A 23,254-nucleotide genomic window follows, 5' to 3' on the forward strand; every position below is an offset into this window, starting at 1 on the left:
CCAAGCAACCCGTGCGCATCGCCAGGTTCTCCATCGACGGGAACGTCGCCTTCGGCGCGGTCGAGGGCGACCAGCCGGACCAGCTCGTCCTCGACATCATCAAGGGCATCCCGTTCGCGGACTACGAGCTCTCCGGCACCAAGGTGCCCCTGAGCAAGGTGCGGCTCCTGCCGCCGGTACTCCCCAACAAGGTCGTCGCCTTCGGCCGCAACTACGCCGAGCACGCCCGTGAACTCGGCAACGAGGTGCCCGACGCGCCGTTCGCCTTCTTCAAGCCGTCCACCTCCGTGATCGGCCCCGGCGACGCCATCCAGTACCCCTCCTTCACCGAGGAACTGCACCACGAGGCCGAACTGGCCGTCGTCATCGGCCGCATGTGCCGCGAGGTCCCGCGCGAGCGCGTCCAGGACGTGATCTTCGGCTACACCTGCGCCAACGACATCACCGCCCGCGACGTGCAGCGCCGCGAGAAGCAGTGGGCCAGGGCCAAGGGCTTCGACTCCTCCTGCCCGCTCGGCCCCTGGGTGGAGACGGACCTCGACCTCGCGGCCGCGGGCGACCTCACCGTCCAGCTCACGGTCAACGGCGCCCAGCGCCAGCTCGGCCGCACCAGCGAGATGATCCACTCCATCGAGGACCTGATCGTCAACATCTCCGAGGCGATGACACTGCTCCCCGGCGACGTGATCCTCACGGGCACCCCGGCCGGCGTCGGCCCCCTCAACGTCGGCGACGAGGTCGCCGTCACCATCGAAGGCATCGGCACTCTCACCAACAAGGTTGTCAAGCGTGGCTAGCGCATCCGGCTCCCCCGTACGCGTCCGTTTCTGTCCGTCCCCCACCGGCAACCCCCACGTGGGCCTGGTCCGCACCGCCCTGTTCAACTGGGCCTTCGCGCGCCACCACCAGGGCACGCTGGTCTTCCGCATCGAGGACACCGACGCGGCCCGCGACTCCGAGGAGTCGTACGACCAGCTCCTCGACTCGATGCGCTGGCTGGGCTTCGACTGGGACGAGGGCCCCGAGGTCGGCGGCCCGCACGCGCCGTACCGCCAGTCGCAGCGCATGGACATCTACCAGGACGTCGCCGCCAAGCTCCTCGACGCCGGCCACGCCTACCGCTGCTACTGCTCCCAGGAGGAGCTGGACACCCGCCGCGAGGCCGCCCGCGCCGCCGGCAAGCCCTCCGGCTACGACGGCCACTGCCGCGACCTGAGCGACGCCCAGGTCGCGGAGTACACGTCCCAGGGCCGCGAGCCCATCGTCCGCTTCCGGATGCCCGACGAGGCGCTCACCTTCACGGACCTGGTCCGCGGCGAGATCACCTACCTCCCGGAGAACGTCCCGGACTACGGCATCGTCCGCGCCAACGGAGCGCCCCTCTACACGCTGGTCAACCCCGTCGACGACGCGCTCATGGAGATCACCCACGTCCTGCGCGGCGAGGACCTGCTCTCCTCCACCCCGCGTCAGATCGCCCTGTACAAGGCGCTGATCGAGCTGGGCGTCGCCAAGGAGATCCCCGCCTTCGGCCACCTGCCGTACGTCATGGGCGAGGGCAACAAGAAGCTGTCCAAGCGCGACCCGCAGTCGAGCCTCAACCTCTACCGCGAGCGCGGCTTCCTCCCGGAGGGCCTGCTCAACTACCTCTCGCTCCTCGGCTGGTCGCTCTCCGCCGACCAGGACATCTTCACCATCGAGGAGATGGTCGCGGCCTTCGACGTCTCCGACGTGCAGCCCAACCCGGCGCGCTTCGACCTCAAGAAGTGCGAGGCGATCAACGCCGACCACATCCGCCTCCTGGAGATCAAGGACTTCACCGAGCGCTGCCGCCCCTGGCTGAAGGCACCGGTCGCCCCCTGGGCGCCGGAGGACTTCGACGAGGCCAAGTGGCAGGCGATCGCGCCGCACGCGCAGACCCGCCTGAAGGTCCTCTCCGAGATCACCGACAACGTCGACTTCCTGTTCCTGCCGGAGCCGGTCCTCGACGAGGCGAGCTGGACCAAGGCGATGAAGGAGGGCTCGGACGCGCTCCTGAGCACGGCCCGCGAGAAGCTCGACGCCGCCGACTGGACGTCCCCCGAGTCCCTCAAGGAGGCCGTCCTGGCCGCCGGCGAGGCCCACGGCCTCAAGCTCGGCAAGGCCCAGGCCCCGGTCCGCGTCGCCGTCACCGGCCGCACGGTCGGCCTGCCCCTCTTCGAGTCCCTGGAAGTCCTGGGCAAGGAGAAGGCCCTGGCCCGGATCGACGCGGCGCTGGCGCGGCTCGCGGCGTAACCGAACAGTGTGCGTGAGGGGCGGCGTCCGCACGGGCGCCGCCCTTCTCGTACCCCGCCCGGCTCCCTCCGCCCGGCGCCCTCCGCGAGGGGCACGCAGACTGACGGCATGCGCCGTGAGGACATCGACCCACGCTTCTTCGGAGACCGGCTGGCCTACAACCGGGCCGTACTCGTCGAACAGCCCCGGCGCTGGCTCGTGGTCGCCGGTCACGAGGCCCGCGACGACGAGGGCGGCATCGCCGCCGTGGGCGACGTCCGGGGCCAGATCCGGCTGACCTTCCGGCGCCTGGCCGAGACGCTGGACAGGGCCGGGTTCGCCCTGAGCGACCTCGTCCAGATCCGGATCTTCACGGTCGACATCGAGGCGGTGACGGCCCACTACGACGCCGTACTGGGCGAACTGGCCGCCGCGGACTGCCGCCCGGCCAGCCTGCTGGCCGAGGTCCGGGCCCTGTCCGACCCGCGGATGCTGGTCGAGATCGAGGGCCTGGCGGCGCAGTAGGCACCGGCCTCGGAGGCTCTCCCGGCCGTCCGCTCCCGCGCCGCGCCGACGCGGCCTAGGCTGGGCCCATGCCGATCAAAGCCGTGGTCTGGGACGTCGACGACACGCTCTTCGACTACACCACCGCCGACCGCGAGGGCATGCGTGCCCATCTGGTCGCCGAAGGACTCCTCGCCGGGTACGGATCGGCCGAGGAGGCCCTCGTGCGCTGGCGGGAGATCACCGACCAGCAGTGGGCGCGTTTCTCCGCGGGCGAGGTGGACTTCGTCACACAGCGGCGCGACCGCACCCGGGTCTTCCTGGGCCGGCCGGAGCTGACGGACGCCGAGGCCGACGACTGGTTCCAGCGGTACGTCACGCACTACGAGGCCGCCTGGTCCCTCTTCCCGGACGTGATGCCCGTCCTGGACTCCCTCGCCGGCAGCCACCGGCACGCCGTGCTCTCCAACTCCAGCCTCACCGTCCAGGACCGCAAGCTGCGCGTCCTCGGCGTGCACGACCGCTTCGAGGCCATCCTGTGCGCCGCCGAGCTGGGCGTCTCCAAGCCGGAGGCCGGGGCCTTCCTCGCGGCCTGCGACGCCCTCGCCCTCGGTCCGGCCGAGGTCGCCTACGTCGGCGACCATCCGGAGATCGACGGACGCGGCGCCGCCGACGCCGGGCTGCTCTCCGTGTGGATCGACCGCGGCGGCGTCTACGCGACCGTCGACCCGCCGGCCGGACCGCGTCGCATCGCCTCGCTCTCCGAACTTCCCGCGCTCCTCGGCGCCGATACCCGTTTTGGAGCCCCGTCGACCTTCGGGTAATGTTCTTCCTGCGCCGCCGGAGAGCGGGCCGAAGGGCCGGGAACCGGAAGCGCAACGCTAGAACAAGAACCCCTCCGGGGCTTGCGTTCCAGTGGCCTATGGTGTAATTGGCAGCACGACTGATTCTGGTTCAGTTAGTCTAGGTTCGAGTCCTGGTAGGCCAGCTCGCAGAGCTTATCTGCGCCGCGGAGTACATCCGCAAAGCCCCCGTTGTGTAGCGGCCTAGCACGCCGCCCTCTCAAGGCGGTAGCGCCGGTTCGAATCCGGTCGGGGGTACAGATCCTTCCCGCGAGGACAGTTCGGGTCGCTCCCACTGTTGTCGATGCAGGATCGCTAGGGCCCCCGTTGTGTAGCGGCCTAGCACGCCGCCCTCTCAAGGCGGTAGCGCCGGTTCGAATCCGGTCGGGGGTACGAACTGGTCTAAACCACATTGGTCTATGGTGTAATTGGCAGCACGACTGATTCTGGTTCAGTTAGTCTAGGTTCGAGTCCTGGTAGACCAGCTCGGATCTGCGGCGGTGCAACACTGAACGCCTGCAAGATCCATGCCCCCGTTGTGTAGCGGCCTAGCACGCCGCCCTCTCAAGGCGGTAGCGCCGGTTCGAATCCGGTCGGGGGTACTCGAAGTCCGAAGGGGGCTTCCGCCGAGGCGGGAGCCCCCTTCGGCGTTCCCCCGACGCCTACTCGATGCCGTACCGCCGCGCCGACTCCTCCTCCTGCGCCAGCCGGTGCAGGGCCCGCAGCACCGGCTGGAAGAGCACCGCCGCCGCGACCGCCATCTCGACCTTCTCGGCCTCCGACGCGTGGGTCTCCATGAAGTCCAGGTCCCGCCGGGCCACCTCCATCATCAACTCGCCGTAGGGCGCCATCAGTTCCGCGTCCCACGGATAGTCGAGACGGCGCAGCGCGGCCACCGCCACCACCAGGGAGCGGTGCACGGGGGAGAGCGGCGCCAGCTCCCGGGCGGTCTCCCAGCCCAGCAGATCCAGCAGTCGGTCCACCTCGACGCGCGCGGCGGCCACGGCCGGGTCCGCCGCGTCCGGCTCGGCGTCCTGCGGCAGCGCCCACAGGGCCGCCCCCAGCCGGACGGTGCGGCCCAGCGACTCGTCGTCGACGTGCCCCAGCACCTCCCGGGCCGTCGCCACCGGCACCTTGCCGACCTGGATCAGCGCCCGCACCAGCCGCAGCCGGCGCAGATGATCCTCGTCGTACTCGGCGGTGGTCGCGTTGACCTGCCGGCCCGGCGGCAACAGGCCTTCCCGCAGGTAGTACTTGATCGTCGCGGTGGACACCCCGCTGCGCTTGCTCAGGTCGGCCAGTCGCATCCCTTGCGCCCTCCTTCGGATAGCGTCACTATCTAAGCAGCAGGGCTTGGACAGTGCAGCTCACCAACACGGGGAGGCGTCATGCCGGGCAAGAACGCGACCGCGACCCGCACCACCGCCGCCGCCGAGGGGGACGTGACCGTCCTGCTCATCGGCATGCGGATCAACCACTTCTGGGCCGTGCACCACTGGCTGCCGGTCTTCCTCGCCATGCCGCGCATGCTCCGCGAACTGGCGAAGGACCCGGAGCGCGGGCTGCTGAGCCACGTCCTGCTGACGGCCTCGCCACGGACGTACTACGTCGTCCAGTACTGGGAGTCCAAGGAGAAGCTCTACCGGTACGCGCACTCGCCCGACATGTTCCACCACCGGGCGTGGGCGATCATCAACCGCAAGGAGCGCAAGGGCAAGGTGCGTGGGCACGTGGGGCTGTGGCACGAGGCGTACGTCGTGCCCGAGGGGTCGTACGAGTCGATCTACGCCGACATGCCCGCGTTCGGGCTCGCGGCGGCACACGGGCAGGTGCCGCTGGAGCGGCGGGGCAAGCGCGCGCGGGACCGGTTCGCGTACCGGTCGCAGAAGACGGCGGAGGCGGCGGAGCAGCAGACGGAGAAGCGGACGGAGAAGCGGACGGAGAAGCGGGTCGTCGCCCCGGAGAAGACTCCCGACGGGGTCTGAGAACGGCGCCGGGCCCGCCGCGGCGTTGAGGCGGGTCCGTGACCGGTCAGAGGTGTCCGGGGATGGTCAGCCGGTGCGGCGCAGCGCCTCGGAGAGGCGGCCCGCGGCGTCGATGATCGCCTGCGCGTGCATGCGGCCGGGGTGGCGGGTGAGGCGCTCGATGGGCCCGGAGACGGACACGGCGGCCACCACGCGGTTGGAGGGGCCGCGCACCGGCGCGGAGACGGACGCGACGCCGGGCTCCCGCTCGCCGATGGACTGCGCCCAGCCGCGGCGGCGCACGCCGGACAGCGCCGTCGCCGTGAAGCGGGCGCCCTGGAGGCCGCGGTGGAGGCGCTCCGGCTCCTCCCAGGCCATCAGGATCTGGGCCGAGGAGCCGGCCTTCATGGTGAGCGTGGAGCCGACCGGGACCGTGTCCCTGAGGCCCGACAGACGCTCGGCCGCGGCCACGCAGATGCGCATGTCGCCCTGGCGGCGGTAGAGCTGGGCGCTCTCGCCGGTGACGTCGCGCAGGTGGGTGAGGACCGGGCCCGCCGTGGCGAGCAGGCGGTCCTCGCCGGCCGCCGCGGCCAGTTCGGCCAGGCGCGGGCCGAGGATGAAACGGCCCTGCATGTCGCGCGCCACCATACGGTGGTGTTCCAGCGCCACGGCCAGGCGGTGGGCCGTGGGTCGTGCCAGTCCGGTCGCACCGACCAACCCCGCGAGGGTGGCCGGGCCGGACTCCAGAGCGCTCAGGACGAGGGCCGCCTTGTCCAGAACGCCGACGCCGCTACTGTTGTCCATGACACGATACTCCCGTCTCACTCTGTGAAACGCAAGTTCAATTTTCCATGGAACGCGCCACCCTGGACGGCAGGAAGTCACAACGGCCCGTGACGAAAGGGCCTGGTGGCGGTTGCCCGGAATCACAGGGGTGCGGGCACCGCTTCCCCAAGATCTCTAGTTGGGTCGGCGCTCCGTCGCCGACCGAAGGGAAAGCGATGGGTAGGACACTCGCGGAGAAGGTCTGGGACGACCACGTCGTCCGGCGCGCCGAGGGCGAGCCCGACCTCCTCTTCATCGATCTGCACCTGCTGCACGAGGTGACCAGCCCGCAGGCCTTCGACGGCCTCCGCAAGAGCGGCCGCCCGGTGCGGCGGCTCGACCTGACCATCGCCACCGAGGACCACAACACCCCGACGCTCGACATCGACAAGCCCATCGCGGACCCGGTCTCCCGGGCCCAGCTGGAGACCCTGCGCAAGAACTGTGCGGAGTTCGGCGTCCGGCTGCACCCGCTGGGCGACGTCGAGCAGGGCGTCGTGCACGTCGTCGGCCCCCAGCTGGGCCTGACCCAGCCCGGCACCACCGTGGTCTGCGGCGACTCGCACACCTCGACGCACGGCGCCTTCGGCGCGCTGGCGTTCGGCATCGGCACCTCCCAGGTCGAGCACGTGCTGGCCACCCAGACGCTGCCCATGGCCCGCCCGAAGACCATGGCGATCACCGTCAACGGCGAACTGCCCGACGGCGTCACCGCCAAGGACCTGATCCTCGCGATCATCGCCAGGATCGGCACCGGCGGCGGCCAGGGCTACGTCCTGGAGTACCGCGGCGAGGCCATCGAGAAGCTCTCGATGGAGGCCCGCATGACCATCTGCAACATGTCGATCGAGGCCGGCGCCCGCGCAGGCATGATCGCCCCCGACGAGACCACCTTCGCCTACCTCCAGGGCCGCCCGCACGCCCCCGAGGGCGCCGACTGGGACGCGGCCGTCGCGTACTGGAAGACGCTGCGCACGGACGACGACGCCCAGTTCGACGCCGAGGTGGTCATCGAGGCCGCCGAGCTGGCGCCGTTCGTCACCTGGGGCACCAACCCGGGGCAGGGCGCGCCGCTTTCCGCCGCCGTCCCCGACCCGGCTTCGTACGAGGACGCCTCGGAGCGGTTCGCCGCCGAAAAGGCCCTGGAGTACATGGGCTTGGAGGCCGGTCAGCCGCTGCGCTCCATCAACGTGGACACCGTCTTCGTGGGTTCCTGCACCAACGGCCGCATCGAGGACCTGCGCGCCGCCGCCGAGATCGTCAAGGACCGCAAAGTCGCCGACGGCGTACGCATGCTGGTCGTCCCGGGCTCCGCGCGGGTCGGTCTGCAGGCCGTCTCCGAGGGTCTGGACGTGGTCTTCAAGGAGGCCGGGGCCGAATGGCGGCACGCGGGCTGCTCGATGTGCCTGGGCATGAACCCGGACCAGCTGGCCCCGGGTGAGCGCTCCGCGTCCACCTCCAACCGCAACTTCGAGGGGCGCCAGGGCAAGGGCGGCCGCACCCACCTGGTGTCGCCGCAGGTCGCGGCCGCGACGGCGGTCCTGGGCCACCTGGCCTCCCCGGCCGACCTGTCCGCCGCCGACGTCCCCACGCCCGCTGGAGTCTGAGAGTCATGGAAGCGTTCACCAAGCACACCGGCCGGGCCGTCCCGCTGCGCCGCAGCAACGTCGACACCGACCAGATCATCCCCGCCCACTGGCTCAAGAAGGTGACCCGGGACGGGTTCGAGGACGGGCTCTTCGAGGCCTGGCGCAAGGACCCGGAGTTCGTGCTCAACCGGCCCGAGCGCGAGGGTGCCACCGTCCTGGTCGCGGGTCCCGACTTCGGCACCGGCTCCTCTCGCGAGCACGCCGTCTGGGCCCTGCAGAACTACGGCTTCAAGACCGTGATCTCCTCCCGCTTCGCCGACATCTTCCGCGGCAACTCGCTGAAGAACGGCCTGCTCACGGTGGTCCTCGACCAGAAGGTCGTGGACGCGCTGTGGGAGCTGGTGGAGCGGGACCCGCAGGCCGAGGTCACCGTCGACCTGGAGGCCCGCGAGGTCCGTGCCGAGGGCGTCACCGCCTCCTTCGAGCTGGACGAGAACTCCCGCTGGCGCCTGCTGAACGGGCTGGACGACATCTCGATCACCCTCCAGAACGAGGCGGACATCGCCGCGTACGAGGCGAAGCGCCCGTCGTTCAAGCCGCAGACCGTCCAGGTCTGAGCACCCGGGGCCCTCACGGGAGCCCGCACGGGCCTCCCCGGCGCTCCACAAGGTCGAGTTTCGGCCACCCAACACACCCGCCGTACCCCCGATCAGCCCGATCGGGGGTACGGCCGTTTCCGGATCCGTCCGCGGCCGCCCGTGACGGACGTGACGCACAACTTCCCACGTTAGAGGCGTGGTTGCCGGGGTACGCAAGGTCCTGAGGACCGGCCCCGGAAGGTGCCAGGAAGGCCGTTCGAGGCGGCAGTTGCCCCCTGCGCAGGCGACAACTCGCCCCAGATGGCACAATCTGTGCATGGAACACGACGGCCAACTCGAGCTCTATACGGCGGTCGCGTCCCGGCTCAAGGAAGCGCACACAAGAGTGCGCGCACTGCAAGTCCCGGAGGGCGTACGGATGGCGCTGACCCGGAAGCTGCTGGTCATTACGGCCGCGGCCAAACACGATCTCGCCGGTGCGGCAAGGCGCCTGGATCGGTTCACCGCCGACCTCGACGCGGGTCGATTCCCCGAAGAGGAAGGCTGAACCGGCCGGGACAGCCCGAGTCCGTTGCGGCACAAGGGTGATTAGCCCGTTTCGTGTTTGATTTGCGGTATATATCTGCCTAACGTGCGAAAAAGCTTGAACACATTCGTTCTGGCGATGATGTCTCCGAAGGGGAAGACGTGAACAAGGCGCAGCTCGTAGAAGCGATTGCCGACAAGGTGGGCGGCCGGCAGCAGGCCGCCGACGCTGTCGACGCGGTCCTGGACGCCCTCGTCCGTGCCGTCGTCGCGGGCGACCGGGTCTCGGTCACCGGCTTCGGTTCCTTCGAGAAGGTCGACCGCCCGGCCCGTTACGCCCGCAACCCGCAGACGGGCGAGCGGGTTCGGGTCAAGAAGACCTCCGTGCCGCGCTTCCGCGCGGGCCAGGGCTTCAAGGACCTGGTGAGCGGCTCGAAGAAGCTTCCGAAGAACGACATCGCGGTCAAGAAGGCCCCCAAGGGCAGCCTGTCAGGACCGCCGCCCACCATCTCCAAGGCCGCGGGCAAGAAGGCCGCCGCCAAGAAGGCCACGGGCGCCGCGAAGAAGGCCACGGGCGCGGCCAAGAAGACGTCCGCGGCGGCGAAGAAGACGACCGCGAAGAAGACCACCGGAGCGGCGAAGACGACGGCGAAGAAGACCACCGCCAAGAAGTCCGCCGCCAAGAGCACCACGGCGGCGGCGAAGAAGACGGCCGCCAAGAAGGCCCCCGCGAAGAAGGCGACCGCCAAGAAGGCCCCGGCCAAGAAGTCGACGGCCCGCAAGACCACCGCCAAGAAGGCCACCGCCCGCAAGAAGTAGCAGGCGGCACCCGCGGCAGCGGGCGAACGGGCACAGGGCACTCACGCGCCGGGCCGGACTCCCTCTCGGAGTCCGGCCCGCGGCGTGTCCGGGACCCGTCGGACGGGCCCCGCCGGTCAGAACGTATGCAGGGTCACCAGCGTGATCCGGCGCCCCGAGCCCCCGCCCGTACCCGAGTCCGCGCCTGTCTCCTCGGTCTCGATCCGCACCCGCTGCCCTGGCCGCAGCAGCCTCAGGCCCCCCGCGTCGAACGCCGCCGCGTCGAAGGGCACGGGCGTCCCGTCGTCGAGCAGCACCTGCCCGCTGCGGCTTTCGGGGTCGTACGTGTACGCGGTCGCCTGCATGCCGGCAGCCTACTGCCCGGCGATCAGCAGCCGCGCCGCCACCGCGGCCGTACGGGGACCCACCCCGAGCGCCAGCGCGGAGCGGAGATCACCGCCGGTGTCGACGTCCTGCCGTACGGAATCCACCGCGCCGAGACGTAGTTCCACCGCGCCGGACGCCCGGTGGCGGGCCCGTGAATCCGTGCCGAATGCGGGCGCCAATTCCCGGCCCGGTGCCACGGCCAGCAAGGTGGTGCCGATTCCGGCCGCGTCCGGGAGAAAAGCACGCGGGAATTGCGCGGCCGCGGCCAGTACCCGCGCCAATTCGGCCGGCCGCAGCGCGGGAAGATCGGCGTTGAGCGCGGCCACCGGGCTTTCCGGCCGGGCCGCCCGTACCACGGCCGCCCCGTGCGTCAGCGCGGCGTTCAGGCCGCCGCCGGGCTCGTCCGCGACGACGCCCGCGCCGAGCGCCGCCAGCTCCCGTCCGGCCCGCGCGTCGTCCGTGACGACTGCCACATCCGCGACCGCCGGGCAGGCCAGCGCGGCTGCCACGGTGTCCTGCGCGAACGCCAGCGCGAGCCCCGGCCGCAGCCCGTCGTCCGCGGTGTCCGACAGCCTGCTCTTGGCCCGGGCAAGGGCCTTCACGGGTACGACCAAGGTCCACTGCACGAGCGTTCCGTCCTTCTCTCGTCGCCGTCATTGTCACCTGCGAGACCTGGCGGTTCACTCTTCGGGGCGTACGGTGTTCTCGACAGACGGGCGGCCCGGGGCGACACTTGTCCGGCCCCAGGCCCTGGAGGAAAGGTGTCAGCGTGCCCCGCCGCAGAATCGGCTTCTGGTACCGCTTGGCCGCGGTGATCTGCAAACCGCCGCTGGTGGTTCTGATCAAGCGGGACTGGCGGGGAATGGAGAACATTCCGGCCGAGGGTGGATTTATCACCGCCGTGAACCACAATTCGCACGTCGACCCCTTCGCGTACGCGCACTACCAGTACAACACCGGACGCGTCCCGCGATTCCTGGCGAAGAGCGGCCTTTTCAAGAAGGGCTTCGTCGGCGCCGCGATGCGGGGGACCGGACAGATCCCCGTCTACCGCGAGAGCACCGACGCGCTGAGCGCCTTCCGGGCCGCGATCGACGCCGTGGAGCGCGGTGAGTGCGTCGCGTTCTACCCCGAGGGCACCCTCACCCGTGACCCGGACGGCTGGCCGATGACCGCCAAGACCGGTGCCGCGCGCGTCGCCCTGCAGACCAAGTGCCCGGTGATCCCGGTCGCCCAGTGGGGCTGCAACGAACTGCTGCCGGCGTACGCCAAGAAGCCCAGCCTCCTGCCGCGCAAGACCCACCAGGTGCTGGCCGGCCCGCCGGTCGACCTGTCGCGGTTCTACGACCAGGAGATGACCACGGAGGTGCTGAAGGAGGCCACCGAGGTCATCATGGCCGCCGTCACCCGCCAGCTGGAGGAGATCCGCGGCGAGAAGGCACCCGAATCCCCCTACGACCCGCGCCGCGAGCGGATCGAGCAGCGGCGCCGTACCCAGCAGGCGAAGTCGCAGGCGGCGCCCCCACGCACCCACGGACCGCAGGCAGAAGGGCAGAGCACGTGAGCAAGCCGGTCAAGGCGGCCGTCTTCGGCACCGGATCCTGGGGCACCGCCTTCGGCACGGTCCTCGCCGACGCGGGCTGCGAGGTCACCCTCTGGGGGCGCCGCGCCGCACTCGCCGACGCCGTCAACTCCACCCGCACCAACCCGGACTACCTGCCCGGCGTGGAACTCCCCGAGAACCTGCGGGCCACCACCGACGCCGCCGAGGCCGCGCGGGACGCCGACTTCACCGTCCTCGCCGTCCCCTCCCAGACGCTGCGCGCGGGCCTCGCCGACTGGACGCCGCTGCTGGCGCCCGGCACCGTCCTGGTGTCGCTCATGAAGGGCGTCGAACTCGGCTCCGCGATGCGGATGAGCGAGGTGATCGGGGACGTCGCCAAGGTCGGCCCCGAGCGCATCGCCGTGGTCACCGGACCGAACCTGGCCCGCGAGATCGCCGCCCGCATGCCGGCCGCCGCCGTGGTCGCCTGCCCCGAAGAATCCGTCGCCCAGCGCCTCCAGGCCGCCTGCCACACCCCGTACTTCCGCCCCTACACCAACACCGACGTCGTCGGCTGCGAACTGGGCGGCGCCGTGAAGAACGTGATCGGGCTCGCCGTCGGCATCGCGGACGGCATGGGCCTCGGCGACAACGCCAAGGGCTCCCTCATCACCCGCGGGCTCGCCGAGACCACCCGCCTGGGAGTCGCCCTCGGGGCCGACCCGCTGACCTTCTCCGGCCTGGCCGGACTCGGTGACCTGGTGGCGACCTGCTCCTCGCCGCTGTCCCGCAACCACACCTTCGGCACCAACCTCGGCAAGGGCATGACCCTGGAGGAGACCATCGCGGTCACCAAGCAGACCGCCGAGGGCGTCAAGTCCTGCGAGTCGGTGCTGGACCTGGCCCGCAGGCACGGCGTCGACATGCCGATCACCGAGACGGTCGTCGCCATCGTGCACGAGGGCAAGTCCCCGGTGGTCGCCGTGAAGGAACTGATGTCGCGCAGCGCGAAGCCCGAACGACGCTGAGCGACGCCCCCGGAACCCGGTGGAACTCGGGCGCCACGCGGCCCCGCCGACGCTGTCTCGAGGCACGGCGGGCGGGTACTCTCAACGCGATATGAGCACCGAGAACCTCCCCCAGAACCCTGAGCAGAGCCCCCAGCGGCCGCCCCGCAAGCCGCGTGTGGCCGTCGTGTTCGGCGGGCGCAGCTCCGAACACGGGATCTCCGTGGTCACCGCCGGCGCCGTCCTCGCGGCCATCGACCGGACGCGCTACGACGTCCTGCCGATCGGCATCACCCGGGACGGCCGCTGGGCCCTCACCGCCGACGAACCGGAACGCATGGCGATCACCGAACGCCGTACGCCCGACGTCGAGGAACTGGCCGAGTCGACCGAGGGCGGCGTGCTGCTGCCCGTCGACCCCGCCAACCGCGAGGTCGTCTACAGCGAACCGGGCTCGGTGCCCAAGGCGCTGGGCGAGGTGGACGTCGTCTTCCCCGTGCTGCACGGTCCGTACGGCGAGGACGGCACCCTCCAGGGCCTGCTGGAGCTGTCCGGCGTGCCCTACGTCGGTGCGGGCGTCCTCGCCTCCGCCGTCGGCCAGGACAAGGAGTACATGAAGGCGGTCTTCACCTCCTACGGGCTGAAGGTCGGCCCGTACGCGGTGATCCGGCCCCGCGAGTGGGAGCAGGACCGTTCCGGCGCCCGCAAGAAGATCGTCGACTTCGCCGGCGAGCACGGCTGGCCGCTGTTCGTGAAGCCCGCGCGCGCGGGTTCCTCGATCGGCATCACCAAGGTCGACGACCTCTCCGGCCTCGACGAGGCGATCGAGGAGGCCCGGCGCCACGACCCGAAGATCCTGGTCGAGGCGGCGCTGCGCGGCCGGGAGATCGAGTGCGGGGTGCTGGAGTTCGAGGACGGACCCCGGGCCTCCGTCCCCGCCGAGATCCCGCCGCCCTCCGCGCACGCGTACTACGACTTCGAGGCCAAGTACATCGACTCCACCCCCGGCATCGTGCCGGCCCCGCTCACCGCCGAGGAGACCGCGGAGGTCCAGCGCCTGGCCGTGGCGGCGTTCGACGCGGCCTCCTGCGAGGGGCTGGTGCGCGCGGACTTCTTCCTCACCGAGGACGACGAGTTCGTGATCAACGAGATCAACACCATGCCCGGCTTCACGCCGATCTCCATGTACCCGCAGATGTGGCAGGCGAGCGGGGTGAGCTACCCGGAGCTGGTGGACCGGCTGGTCCAGGGTGCGCTGCGGCGGCCCACGGGACTGCGCTGACGCTTTTCGCGCCGTGACCACAGAGAAGGCGACTCCCTCGGGGGTCGCCTTCTCGCAGTATGATCAGCGGGTTTCCCGTCCGGTCCGGGAACCGTCATCCCCTTGCCGTCGTCTGCTGAGGAACAGCACGCGGCGGCGAGCAACAGGACGGGACCGAGCGGCGGAGAGGGGGCAGGAGCTAGAGATGGACGACCGGACAGGTCAGGGTGCGGGTGATGCCGTCCACTTGCTGGACCTTGGCGACCACCATGCGACCCAGTTCGTCGACGGTGTCCGACTGGGCGCGGACGATGACGTCGTAAGGTCCTGTCACGTCCTCGGCCTGGATCACACCGGGGAGCTTGCTGATCGTCTCGGCGACGGTCGACGCCTTGCCGACCTCGGTCTGGATCAGAATGTACGCCTGTACCACGGAACCTCCAGAGCGGCCACGAGGATCATGTGGGGAAAAGGAACGCCACGGTATCGCGTAGCCGCTCTCCGAGGGGAGACCCGCGGGCCGCGGGCCTCGCGCGTCGGGGTGCCGGGAGGACACGAGTTGACGATCACGCCGACCGTGGCGACGGTCATTTCGACCGTAACGAGGACAGAGATGACGCGCGACCGGGCCCGGACAGGGACAGGGACGGAAGGGGAGCCAAGGCGATGAAGGGCACTGTTGGTGAGCTGGGGGAGTTCGGGCTCATCAGGGAGCTCACCTCCCGTCTCACCACCACCCCGGCGGTCCGGGTGGGTCCCGGCGACGACGCCGCGGTGGTGGCCGCGCCCGACCGCAGGGTGGTGGCCAGCACCGACATCCTCGTCGAGGGGCGGCACTTCCGCCGTGACTGGTCCACCGCGTACGACGTGGGCCGCAAGGCGGCGGCGCAGAACCTGGCCGACATCGCCGCCATGGGCGCCGTGCCGACCGCACTGCTGCTCGGCCTGGTCGTGCCCGCCGAACTGCCGGTGACCTGGCCGACCGAGCTGATGGACGGGCTGCGCGACGAGTGCCAGGTCGCGGGCGCCTCCGTGGTCGGCGGCGACGTGGTGCGCGGCGACACCATCACCGTCTCCATCACCGCCCTCGGCGACCTGCGCAACCAGGAGCCGGTGACCCGGGGCGGCGCCCAGCCCGGCGACCTCGTCGCGGTGACCGGCTGGCTGGGCTGGTCCGCCGCCGGGTTCGCCGTCCTGTCCCGCGGTTTCCGCTCGCCGCGCGCCTTCGTCGAGGCCCACCGCCGCCCCGAGCCGCCGTACCACGCCGGTCCGGCCGCCGCGGGCCTGGGCGCCACCGCCATGTGCGACGTCAGCGACGGACTGATCGCCGACCTGGGGCACATCGCCGAGGCCAGCAAGGTCCGGATCGACGTGCGCTCCGGGCAGATCGACATCCCGTCCCAGATGAACGACATCGGGCAGGCCGTCGGCGTCGACCCCATGCAGTGGGTGCTCACCGGGGGCGAGGACCACGCGATCGTGGCGACCTTCCCGCCGGACGTGAAGCTCCCCGCCCGCTGGAAGGTCATCGGCGAGGTCCTCAACCCGTCGGCGCTGCCCCAGGTGACGGTCGACGGTGCCCCCTGGACCAGCAAGGGCGGCTGGGACCACTTCGGCGGGGACGTGGAGTCGTGACGGCACTGCCCCTGGTCCTCACGGTGGCCGGCTCCGACTCCGGCGGCGGCGCCGGCATCCAGGCCGACCTGAAGACGATGCTCGCCCTCGGCACCCACGGCATGAGCGTCCTCACCGCGGTCACCGCGCAGAACTCCCGCGGCGTGCAGGGCGCCTGGGAACTGCCCGTGGACGCGGTGCGCGCCCAGTACCGCAGCGTCGTGGACGACATCGGCGTGCAGGCGGTCAAGACCGGGATGCTCTCCTCCGCCGAACTGGTCGAGACGGTCGCCGAATTGCTGGCCGGCACCGACGTGCCCGCCGTCGTCGACCCGGTCGGCGTCTCCAAGCACGGGGACGCGCTGCTCGCCGCCTCGGCCCTCGAATCGGTCCGCCGCACACTCCTCCCGGTCGCCACCGTCGCCACGCCCAACCTCGACGAGGTCGCCCAACTCACCGGCGTACGCGTCGAGTCCGAATCTGATCTGGGCCGGGCCGCGGCCGCCGTGCTGGAGTACGGCCCGCGCTGGGTGCTGATCAAGGGGGGCCATCTGGCCGGTGACGCCGTCGACCTGCTCACCGACGGCTCCGAGGAGCACTGGCTGCGCGCCCCCCGCCTCGACAACCGGCACACCCACGGCACGGGCTGCACCCTCGCCTCCGCCGTGGCCTGCGGGCTGGCGAAGGGGCAGCCGGTGCCGGAGGCGGTGCGGGCGGCCAAGGAGTACGTCACCGGGGCGATCACGGCCGGGTTCCCGCTCGGCGGCGGCATCGGACCCGTGGACCACGGCTGGGCGCTCAGGCGGGATACTCCCTGAGCTCGATGCCGGTGGCCGCCTTCTCCGTGAGCCGCTTGAAGAAGCCGGCCATCAGGCGGTGGCTGAGCAGCCGGTACATGCGGTCGCGGCTGCGGATACGGCGCTCGGTGGGCGGGGCGAAGAACGGGCCCGCGTTGCCGGAGATCTTCTGGCAGCCCTTGGCGAAGTCCCGGATCCGCGTCTCGTACTCGGCGAACGCGGTGCGGTGGTCGCCGCCCGCCAGAGCGAGTTCACCGGCCAGGACGTGGGCGCCGACGATCGCCACCCCCGTGCCCATGCCGCCCATGGTGGCGCCGTACCCGGCGTCGCCGAGCAGGGCGACGCGCCCGTGGGTGAGCCGGTCGACGTGGATCTGCGCGATCGCGTCGAAGTACAGGTCGTCGGCCTCCTCCAGCGCCTTCAGCACGCTCGGCGTCTCCCAGCCCATCCCCTCGAACCGGTCCCGCAGGATCCGCTTCTGCGCGGCCACGTCCCCGCGGTCGTACGCCAACGGCTCCGAGCGGAACACCAGGAGGGCGCCCGCGCGCTCCGGGTCCCCGTCGTAGTTGCCGACGCAGACCGCGCGGCCGGGCTCGCTGTACAGGCGGCCGGTGCGGTCGAGCCCCAGATGGTTGGGGATGCCGAAACCGGCGACGTAGTGGTCCTGGAAGCGCAGGTACCGGGACTCGTCGCCGAAGACCAGGCGGCGGGTGCGCGAGTGCAGGCCGTCGGCGCCGACGACGAGGTCGAAGCGGCGGGGTGCGCCGCGCTCGAAGGCGACGTCCACTCCGTCCGGGCCGTCGGTGAGCGTCGCGACCGAGTCGTCGAAGACGTACTCGACGGTGTCCTCGGTGCGCTCGTGCAGGATCTTCGCCAGTTCGCCGCGGAAGATCTCGACGTCCCCGCTCATCATCTCGGCGGGCAGATCCACGCGCGGGGTGCCGTCGGCGGCGACGACGGTCTGGCGGCCCATGTGGGTCTGGCGGGTGTGGATCTCGTCCCAGACGCCCATGGCGGTGAGCACCCTCCGGTGCACATGGCCCCGGAAGTCGACGGCGAAGCCGTCCCCGCGCAGCGCGGGCGCCTTCTCGACGACGGTGACCCGGGCGCCGTACCGGGCGAGGCAGAGGGCGAGGGCGGGCCCGGCGACGCCGGCGCCGGAGACGAGGACGGTGAGGTGGCTCAGGCGCTGTGTGTTCGTCATGACGACCACCCTCGACGCCCCCGCTGACCGTTCGCCCACCGTCCGCCTACCGCGGGCTGACCGGAGCTGACCGGAGCTGACCGCAGGGCCGCGGGACTGCCCGTGGGGCGGCCGCACGGGGTGTGCGCCGACGCTCACGAAGCCGCCGGTGTGGCGGACGCCGGTGCACCGGTCCCTACCTCTCGCCCACCGCCGCCGCCCGCAGGCCCCGGCCCCGCTCGAAGGCATGGGCGTACGCCTCGGGAGCGAGCCGGGCGCGGACGTCCCGCTCGGCGCGGGCGGCGTCGGGGTCGCCGGGGGCCGGGGCGCCGCGCAGACCCGTGGCGGCGCCGAGGAGTTCGGCGGCGCGCTCCGGGCCAGGGGCGACGACCGCCAGGGACTCGGCGACCTCCGCCAGGGCGAGCACGTCGGGGGAGTCCAGGGCGAGCACCCGGGCCTGTTCCAGCCAGCCGGCGGCGGTCTCCGCGTCGCCCTCCGCGGCGGCCGTGCGGCCCAGGCCCACCAGGATGCGGACCGACTCGCCGGTGCTGAACCAGTTGTCGGCGCACAACCGCAGCGCGTTCTCGTACTCCACGCGCGCGCGTGGAGTGTCGCCGGAGAGCCGGGCCACGTCGCCCAGGCCCCGCCGGGCGCTCGCCACCTTGTCACCGGCCCCGGTCGAGCGGGCGAGCGCCGCGGAGCGCGCGAAGTGCCCGGCGGCCTCCTCCGCGTCACCCCGGTGCAGCAGTACGAGCGCGCGCGAGCGCAGCAGATCAGCGGTCTCCTCGGGCGACTCGAGCTCCCGGACGTGCGCCAGACCCTCATCGAGCAGTTCGAGGGCCCGGCCGTACGCGCCGCGCCGGTGGGCGAAACCGCCCAACGGGTCGAGGCAGTTGGCCATGCCCCAGCGGTCGCCGGTGGCACGGAAGCCCTCCAGGGACCGGGCGAAGGCGGCCTCCGCCTCGGCCGCCCGGCCCGCGAAGAGCTCCTGGTAGCCGATCCCCATGTCGAGCAGGGCGAGCCCCCAGGGGCCCTTGCCGACCTGGACCCTCGGCAGGGCGTCCGCCACGAGGGTGGGCCCGCAGGTGAGGGAGTGCAGGACGACCGCGAACGGCAGCCGCAGCGGCCGGTCGAGCGACTCCATCACCGCGGAGACCCGTGCGAGCCGCCCGGTCCCGGCCGGGTCGCCGTCCCCGTCCGGGTCGCCGTCCCCCTCCCCGTCCGAGGAGACCGCGTTCATCGCGCACAGGGCGTACTCCTCGGCCAGCCCCTCGGGCGGCTCGTCGCCGACGGCCGCCAGCAGCGCGCGGGCCCGCGGCACCTGCTCGCCGTGCAGACCGCGCAGCCAGTGGAACCAGGTCAGTGCGGCCATGAGCCGCAGTGCCTCGCGCGGGTCGCTTTCCGTGAGGTGCCGCTGGGCCGCGTCCAGATTGCCCAGCTCGGCGGCGAGCCGGGCCAGCCAGGGCAGCTGGCCGCCGGTGCGCAGGTGCGGCTCCGCCCGCTCGGCCAGGCCCAGGAAATACCGCGCGTGCGCCTCGCGCAGCCGGTCCCGGCCGGTCAGGCCCTCGGCCGCGAACGCGCGGAGGGTCTCCAGCATCCGGTAGCGGCCCTCGGGCAGGTGCTCCAGGAGCGACTTCTCCACGAGCGAGGCCAGCAGGTCCTCCGGGTGCGGCACCCCGCACACCGCCTCCACGGCCTCCAGCGTGGCGCCCCCGGTGAAGACCGTCAGACGCCGGGCCAGCTCCCGCTCCTCCTCGTCCAGCAGCTCCCAGCTCCACTCGACGACGGCGCGCAGCGTGCGGTGGCGGGGCGCCTTGGCACGGTCGCCCCGGCTGAGCAGACGGAAACGGTCGTCCAGGCGGTCGGCCAGCTCGGCCGGGGCGAGGGTGCGCAGCCGGGCCGCGGCCAGCTCGATGGCCAGGGGCAGCCCGTCCAGCGCCGCGCAGATCTCCGGCACGCGCGCGTGGCCGTCGAACCCGGGGCGCACCGCGCGGGCGCGTTCCAGGAACAGCTCGGCCGACGGGCCCGGCGACAGCGGCGGAACCGGCACCAGGGCCTCGCCGGTGATCCCGAGGCTCTCCCGGCCGGTGGCGAGGATCCGTATGCCCGGGCAGGAGGCCAGCAACAGTGCCGCCAGCGCGGCGGCCGCGTCGATCAGGTGCTCGCAGTTGTCGAGCACGAGCAGCGCCTCACTGTCCTCCAGGGCCGTCAGCAGCCGCTCGGTGGCGTCCACGCCCGCGGTACGGAACCCCTCGCGCACACCGAGCGCGGTGAGCACGGCGTACGGGATCCGGGTGCCGTCGGTCAGGGGCGCCAGCTCGACGAAGCAGACCTCGGCGGGGGAGCGCGGCGTGTCGTACCGTCCCGCCGCCTCGATCGCGAGCCGGGTCTTGCCGGTGCCGCCGGGACCGGTGAGCGTGACGAGGCGCACGTCGGCGAACAGGGCGGTGATCCGGTCCAGCTCCGTGTCCCGGCCGACGCAGCGGGTCAGCTGGGCGGGGAGTCCGGGCCGGCGCGGCGCGGTGGCCGAGTGTCCCCGGAGCAGTTCACCGTGGAGTGCGGACAGCTCGGGCGACGGGTCGGTGCCGAGCTGCTCCGCCAGGGTGCGCCGCGCCTCCTCGTAGACCGTCAGCGCCTCCGCGGGCCGTCCGCCCGCGTGCAGGGCCCGCATCAGCTGCCCGTAGAGCCGCTCGCTCAAGGGGTGCGCGGACAGCAGCGCCCGCAGCTCGGGCACCAGCTCGGGGCCGCCACCGAGCGCCAGATCCGCCTCGATCCGGTCCTGTACGGCGGTCAGCCGCAGCTCCGTGAGCCGGGCCGCCTCGGCGGGCGCCTCCGGCAGATCGGGCAGCGCGGGACCGCGCCACAGTGCGAGTGCCGCACGCAACCCGGCCGCCGCGCGCGCGTGGTCGCCGGCGGCGAGGGCGGCACGTCCTTCACCGCACAGGCGTTCGAATGTGTGGCTGTCGACGGACTCGGGCGGCGTGACGACGCGGTACCCGGCGCCGCTGCCCTCGACGGGGGTGTGCGGGGCCAGCCGGCCGCGAAGGCGCGAGATCTGCGACTGGAGGGCGTTCGCGGCACCGGCGGGCGGCTCGCTGCCGTACAGGCCGTCGATCAGGCGGGCCGCGGGGACCGTGCGGCCGGCGTCCAGGAGCAGGAGGGTCAGCAGTGCTCGGGGCCGGGGGCCGCCGGGGTCGACGGGGGTGCCGTCGTCGGTACGGATGTCCAGGGGGCCGAGAATCCCGAAGCGCATTCCCGGGATTCTGGCACGGCAAAAAGCCGGCCCACACGAGGTGGACCGGCTCCGTGCAGCGGACCAGGCAGTGGCCGCGCGCTCAGCTGATGCGTCAGCGCGAGACCTTGCCGGCCTTGATGCACGAGGTGCAAGCGTTCACGCGCTTCGGCGTCCCGCCCACCACGGTACGCACACGCTGGATGTTCGGGTTCCAGCGACGGGACGTACGGCGGTGCGAGTGCGAGATGTTGTTGCCGAAGCCCGGCCCCTTGCCGCAGACGTCGCAGTTGGCAGCCACGGGTCACTCCAAAGACTTCAGATGCACTTACGGTTGATCCCGGCATGCCGGGATCAAGTTCTCGGACTCGCGAACGGGCCGGGATCTGAGTGGCGGTGCCAGGGGGATGGCCCGATCGGGATCGGGCAACCGGAGCAGCATACAACGGCTGCTCCCGTACAACGAAACTACCACGGCAGCTCAGGGGCCCGCCCCGGCCCTCTTCCGGTGGGCCGGCCCCCCAAGGTCTACGCTGCCTGCCACGTCCGCAGCTCAGGGAGGCGCAGGTGGCGCAGGTGCCGCAGAGGTTCTTCGACGCTCTGGCGGTGCGTACCTGGTGCGGTCTGTCGCTGCGTGCGCTGGGCCGGGCGCGCGAGGAGATCGACGCGATCAACGTCTATCCCGTCGCGGACGGGGACACCGGCACGAACCTCTACCTGACCGTCGAGTCGGCCGTCGCGGCCGTGGAGGCCGTCTTCGCGGCACACGAGCTGACCGCGGGTGCGCGGGACGCGAGCGAGCCGCCCCGGGAAGCGAGCGAGGCACCGCACGGGGCGAGCGACGGTCCCTCGCTGGCCGACGCCGTCGGTGCCATGGCGCACGGCGCGCTGATCGGCGCGCGGGGCAACTCCGGCACGATCCTCGCGCAGCTGCTGCGCGGCATGGCCCAGGTGCTCACCGCGCCGGGCGACTCCGACCGCGCCGAGGGCTCCGGTCTGCGAAGGGCCCTGCGGCACGCCGCCGCGTCCGCCCGGCAGGCCGTCGCCCACCCGGTCGAGGGCACCGTCCTGACCGTCGCCTCGGCCGCCGCCGACGCGGCCGACGCGGCCGAGGGCGACTGCGCCGAGGTGGCCCGCGCCGCCTACGAGGGTGCCCGCGCGGCGCTCGCCGCCACTCCGGGCCAGCTCCCCGCCCTGGAGCGCGCCGGAGTGGTCGACGCGGGCGGCCACGGCCTGGTGACGGTCCTCGCGGCCCTGGTGGAGACGTTCACGGGCCGGGCGCCCGGCCCCGTCGCCGTGCCGCACGCGCGCGGGGAGCATGGCGGCGAGGGACGCGCGGACGCGCACGCCCCCACCGGGGAGTGCGCCACGGAGACGGAGGACGAGGAGAACGGTCCCGCCTTCGAGGTGATCTACCTCCTGGAGGCCGAGGACGCGGCCGTGGCGCGGCTGCGGCAGCGGCTCGACGCCCTCGGGGACTCGCTCGTCGTGGTCGGCGGCGACGGACTGTGGAACGTCCACGTGCACGTCGACGACGCGGGCGCCGCCGTGGAGGCCGGCGTCGAGGCCGGCCGGCCGTACCGGATCCGCATCACCCACTTCGGGCACGGCGACGCGCACACCGCCGGGACCGAGCGCCCGCCCCGGGAACGGGCCCAGCGCGCCGTGGTGGCCGTCGTACCGGGGGAGGGCCTGGCGGGGCTGTACGCCGAGGCAGGCGCGACCACCCTGCTCGCGCGCCCCGGGGAGCCGCCCGCGAGCGGCGAGCTGGTCCAGGCCGTCCGGCGGGCGCACGCGCGTGAAGTGGTGCTGCTGCCCAACGACGCCGAACTGCGCCACACCGCCGCCGCGGCGGCCGAGCAGGCCCGCACCGAGGGCATCCGCGTCGCCCTCATCCCGACCCGTTCCGCGGTCCAGGGCATCGCCGCGCTCGCCGTGCACGAGCCCGAGCGGCGCTTCGACGAGGACGTGGTGGCGATGACCTCGGCGGCCGGGGCCACCCGCCACGCCGAGGTCACCGTCGCCGAACGCCAGTCCTGGACCACGGCCGGCATCTGCCAGGCAGGTGACGTGCTCGGCCTCATCGACGGCGACGTGGCCGTGATCGGCGCGGACGTCTCCCAGGTCGCCGCGACGGTGCTGGACCGCATGCTGTCGGCCGGCGGCGAGCTGGTCACCCTGGTCCTCGGCGACGAGGCGCCGCGGACCGTCGCCGACCGGCTGGAGGCCCGTGTCCGGGAGGCCTACCTCGCGGTCGACACGGTGGTCTACCGGGGCGGCCGGCAGGGCGCCCTGCTGCTGGTCGGCGTGGAGTAGGCGGAGGAGTACGGG

The 23,254-nt window shown here is 72.3% G+C and carries 23 protein-coding genes and 5 tRNA genes; 20 read left to right on the forward strand and 8 right to left on the reverse strand.

Annotated elements, in window-relative coordinates; all coding sequences use genetic code 11:
* The first annotated feature begins 11 nt into the window (after positions 1-11).
* The 9 genes from ACZ7MF_RS07265 to ACZ7MF_RS07305 all read left to right on the forward strand — a co-directional run bounded on the left by ACZ7MF_RS07265 (position 12) and on the right by ACZ7MF_RS07305 (position 4,201).
* Positions 12-797 (forward strand): fumarylacetoacetate hydrolase family protein, encoded by a 786-nt coding sequence (locus tag ACZ7MF_RS07265; protein WP_356862562.1) that lies wholly within the window; start codon positions 12-14, stop codon positions 795-797.
* Positions 790-2,274, forward strand: a complete 1,485-nt coding sequence (gltX, locus tag ACZ7MF_RS07270; RefSeq protein WP_471475006.1) for a glutamate--tRNA ligase — start codon at positions 790-792, stop codon at positions 2,272-2,274. The genes ACZ7MF_RS07265 and gltX overlap by 8 nt, the downstream gene beginning before the upstream one ends.
* A gap of 108 nt (positions 2,275-2,382) precedes the next feature.
* Positions 2,383-2,778, forward strand: a complete 396-nt coding sequence (locus tag ACZ7MF_RS07275) for a RidA family protein (protein WP_471475007.1) — start codon at positions 2,383-2,385, stop codon at positions 2,776-2,778.
* 68 nt (positions 2,779-2,846) lie between these two features.
* Positions 2,847-3,581, forward strand: coding sequence for an HAD family hydrolase (locus tag ACZ7MF_RS07280; protein ID WP_471475008.1), 735 nt, complete (start codon positions 2,847-2,849; stop codon positions 3,579-3,581).
* Between the two features lie 92 nt (positions 3,582-3,673).
* Positions 3,674-3,745, forward strand: a tRNA-Gln gene (locus ACZ7MF_RS07285).
* Between the two features lie 39 nt (positions 3,746-3,784).
* A tRNA-Glu gene (locus ACZ7MF_RS07290) sits at positions 3,785-3,857 on the forward strand.
* 62 nt (positions 3,858-3,919) lie between these two features.
* Positions 3,920-3,992: transfer RNA gene (locus ACZ7MF_RS07295), tRNA-Glu, on the forward strand.
* Positions 3,993-4,012: 20 nt separating this feature from the next.
* Positions 4,013-4,084 (forward strand) — tRNA-Gln (locus ACZ7MF_RS07300).
* Between the two features lie 44 nt (positions 4,085-4,128).
* Positions 4,129-4,201, forward strand: a tRNA-Glu gene (locus ACZ7MF_RS07305).
* Positions 4,202-4,261: 60 nt separating this feature from the next.
* Here the strand turns inward: ACZ7MF_RS07305 and ACZ7MF_RS07310 are convergent.
* A complete protein-coding gene (locus ACZ7MF_RS07310) occupies positions 4,262-4,906 on the reverse strand; it encodes a MerR family transcriptional regulator (protein WP_471475010.1) in 645 nt (214 codons plus the stop codon).
* 81 nt (positions 4,907-4,987) lie between these two features.
* Here ACZ7MF_RS07310 and ACZ7MF_RS07315 point away from each other — a divergent pair, with 81 nt between their 5' ends.
* Positions 4,988-5,584 carry a DUF4188 domain-containing protein gene (locus tag ACZ7MF_RS07315; protein ID WP_471475011.1) on the forward strand — a complete coding sequence of 199 codons (597 nt, stop codon included), beginning with the start codon at positions 4,988-4,990 and terminating at the stop codon, positions 5,582-5,584.
* 66 nt (positions 5,585-5,650) lie between these two features.
* Here the strand turns inward: ACZ7MF_RS07315 and ndgR are convergent, their stop codons facing one another.
* Positions 5,651-6,367: an IclR family transcriptional regulator NdgR gene (ndgR, locus tag ACZ7MF_RS07320; protein WP_121749358.1), complete on the reverse strand. Its 717-nt coding sequence runs from the start codon at positions 6,365-6,367 to the stop codon at positions 5,651-5,653.
* 197 nt (positions 6,368-6,564) lie between these two features.
* Here ndgR and leuC point away from each other — a divergent pair, with 197 nt between their 5' ends.
* The 4 genes from leuC (at position 6,565) to ACZ7MF_RS07340 (ending at position 9,920) form a co-directional block, all read left to right on the forward strand.
* Positions 6,565-7,995 (forward strand): 3-isopropylmalate dehydratase large subunit, encoded by a 1,431-nt coding sequence (leuC, locus tag ACZ7MF_RS07325; protein WP_471475013.1) that lies wholly within the window; start codon positions 6,565-6,567, stop codon positions 7,993-7,995.
* A 5-nt stretch (positions 7,996-8,000) separates the two neighbouring features.
* Positions 8,001-8,594, forward strand: a complete 594-nt coding sequence (gene leuD, locus ACZ7MF_RS07330) for a 3-isopropylmalate dehydratase small subunit (RefSeq protein WP_356862574.1) — start codon at positions 8,001-8,003, stop codon at positions 8,592-8,594.
* A gap of 298 nt (positions 8,595-8,892) precedes the next feature.
* Complete coding sequence (locus ACZ7MF_RS07335) at positions 8,893-9,123, forward strand: SCO5555 family protein (RefSeq protein WP_109036119.1); 231 nt, start codon at positions 8,893-8,895, stop codon at positions 9,121-9,123.
* A 140-nt stretch (positions 9,124-9,263) separates the two neighbouring features.
* On the forward strand, positions 9,264-9,920 hold the full coding sequence (locus ACZ7MF_RS07340; protein ID WP_356862577.1) for an HU family DNA-binding protein: 657 nt from the start codon (positions 9,264-9,266) through the stop codon (positions 9,918-9,920).
* Between the two features lie 116 nt (positions 9,921-10,036).
* Here ACZ7MF_RS07340 and ACZ7MF_RS07345 read toward each other — a convergent pair whose 3' ends face one another.
* Both ACZ7MF_RS07345 and cofC read right to left on the reverse strand, forming a co-directional pair.
* Positions 10,037-10,264, reverse strand: coding sequence for a hypothetical protein (locus ACZ7MF_RS07345; RefSeq protein WP_471475014.1), 228 nt, complete (start codon positions 10,262-10,264; stop codon positions 10,037-10,039).
* A gap of 9 nt (positions 10,265-10,273) precedes the next feature.
* A complete protein-coding gene (cofC, locus tag ACZ7MF_RS07350; protein WP_471475016.1) occupies positions 10,274-10,912 on the reverse strand; it encodes a 2-phospho-L-lactate guanylyltransferase in 639 nt (212 codons plus the stop codon).
* 143 nt (positions 10,913-11,055) lie between these two features.
* Between cofC and ACZ7MF_RS07355 the strand changes: the two genes are divergently transcribed.
* The 3 genes from ACZ7MF_RS07355 to ACZ7MF_RS07365 all read left to right on the forward strand — a co-directional run bounded on the left by ACZ7MF_RS07355 (position 11,056) and on the right by ACZ7MF_RS07365 (position 14,118).
* Complete coding sequence (locus ACZ7MF_RS07355; protein WP_471475017.1) at positions 11,056-11,850, forward strand: lysophospholipid acyltransferase family protein; 795 nt, start codon at positions 11,056-11,058, stop codon at positions 11,848-11,850.
* A complete protein-coding gene (locus ACZ7MF_RS07360) occupies positions 11,847-12,857 on the forward strand; it encodes an NAD(P)H-dependent glycerol-3-phosphate dehydrogenase (protein ID WP_471475018.1) in 1,011 nt (336 codons plus the stop codon). Before ACZ7MF_RS07355 ends, ACZ7MF_RS07360 begins: the two co-directional genes overlap by 4 nt.
* A 91-nt stretch (positions 12,858-12,948) precedes the next feature.
* On the forward strand, positions 12,949-14,118 hold the full coding sequence (locus ACZ7MF_RS07365; protein ID WP_471475020.1) for a D-alanine--D-alanine ligase family protein: 1,170 nt from the start codon (positions 12,949-12,951) through the stop codon (positions 14,116-14,118).
* Between the two features lie 178 nt (positions 14,119-14,296).
* Here the strand turns inward: ACZ7MF_RS07365 and ACZ7MF_RS07370 are convergent, their stop codons facing one another.
* Positions 14,297-14,530, reverse strand: coding sequence for an Lrp/AsnC family transcriptional regulator (locus ACZ7MF_RS07370; protein WP_003973433.1), 234 nt, complete (start codon positions 14,528-14,530; stop codon positions 14,297-14,299).
* Positions 14,531-14,763: 233 nt separating this feature from the next.
* Between ACZ7MF_RS07370 and ACZ7MF_RS07375 the strand changes: the two genes are divergently transcribed.
* Both ACZ7MF_RS07375 and thiD read left to right on the forward strand, forming a co-directional pair.
* On the forward strand, positions 14,764-15,732 hold the full coding sequence (locus ACZ7MF_RS07375; RefSeq protein ID WP_052838407.1) for a thiamine-phosphate kinase: 969 nt from the start codon (positions 14,764-14,766) through the stop codon (positions 15,730-15,732).
* A complete protein-coding gene (gene thiD, locus ACZ7MF_RS07380; RefSeq protein ID WP_471475021.1) occupies positions 15,729-16,529 on the forward strand; it encodes a bifunctional hydroxymethylpyrimidine kinase/phosphomethylpyrimidine kinase in 801 nt (266 codons plus the stop codon). Before ACZ7MF_RS07375 ends, thiD begins: the two co-directional genes overlap by 4 nt.
* Here the strand turns inward: thiD and ACZ7MF_RS07385 are convergent.
* The 3 genes from ACZ7MF_RS07385 to rpmB form a co-directional block, all read right to left on the reverse strand.
* Positions 16,510-17,712: an FAD-dependent monooxygenase gene (locus ACZ7MF_RS07385; RefSeq protein ID WP_471475022.1), complete on the reverse strand. Its 1,203-nt coding sequence runs from the start codon at positions 17,710-17,712 to the stop codon at positions 16,510-16,512. The genes thiD and ACZ7MF_RS07385 overlap by 20 nt on opposite strands.
* A gap of 175 nt (positions 17,713-17,887) precedes the next feature.
* Positions 17,888-20,944: an ATP-binding protein gene (locus tag ACZ7MF_RS07390; RefSeq protein WP_471475024.1), complete on the reverse strand. Its 3,057-nt coding sequence runs from the start codon at positions 20,942-20,944 to the stop codon at positions 17,888-17,890.
* 94 nt (positions 20,945-21,038) lie between these two features.
* Complete coding sequence (rpmB, locus tag ACZ7MF_RS07395) at positions 21,039-21,224, reverse strand: 50S ribosomal protein L28 (RefSeq protein ID WP_003993230.1); 186 nt, start codon at positions 21,222-21,224, stop codon at positions 21,039-21,041.
* A gap of 266 nt (positions 21,225-21,490) precedes the next feature.
* On the opposite strand from rpmB, the gene ACZ7MF_RS07400 reads away from it, so the two are divergent.
* Positions 21,491-23,239, forward strand: a complete 1,749-nt coding sequence (locus ACZ7MF_RS07400; RefSeq protein WP_471475025.1) for a DAK2 domain-containing protein — start codon at positions 21,491-21,493, stop codon at positions 23,237-23,239.
* Positions 23,240-23,254 lie beyond the last annotated feature (15 nt).

It is taken from the genome of Streptomyces sp. NPDC111628, from assembly GCF_055635195.1.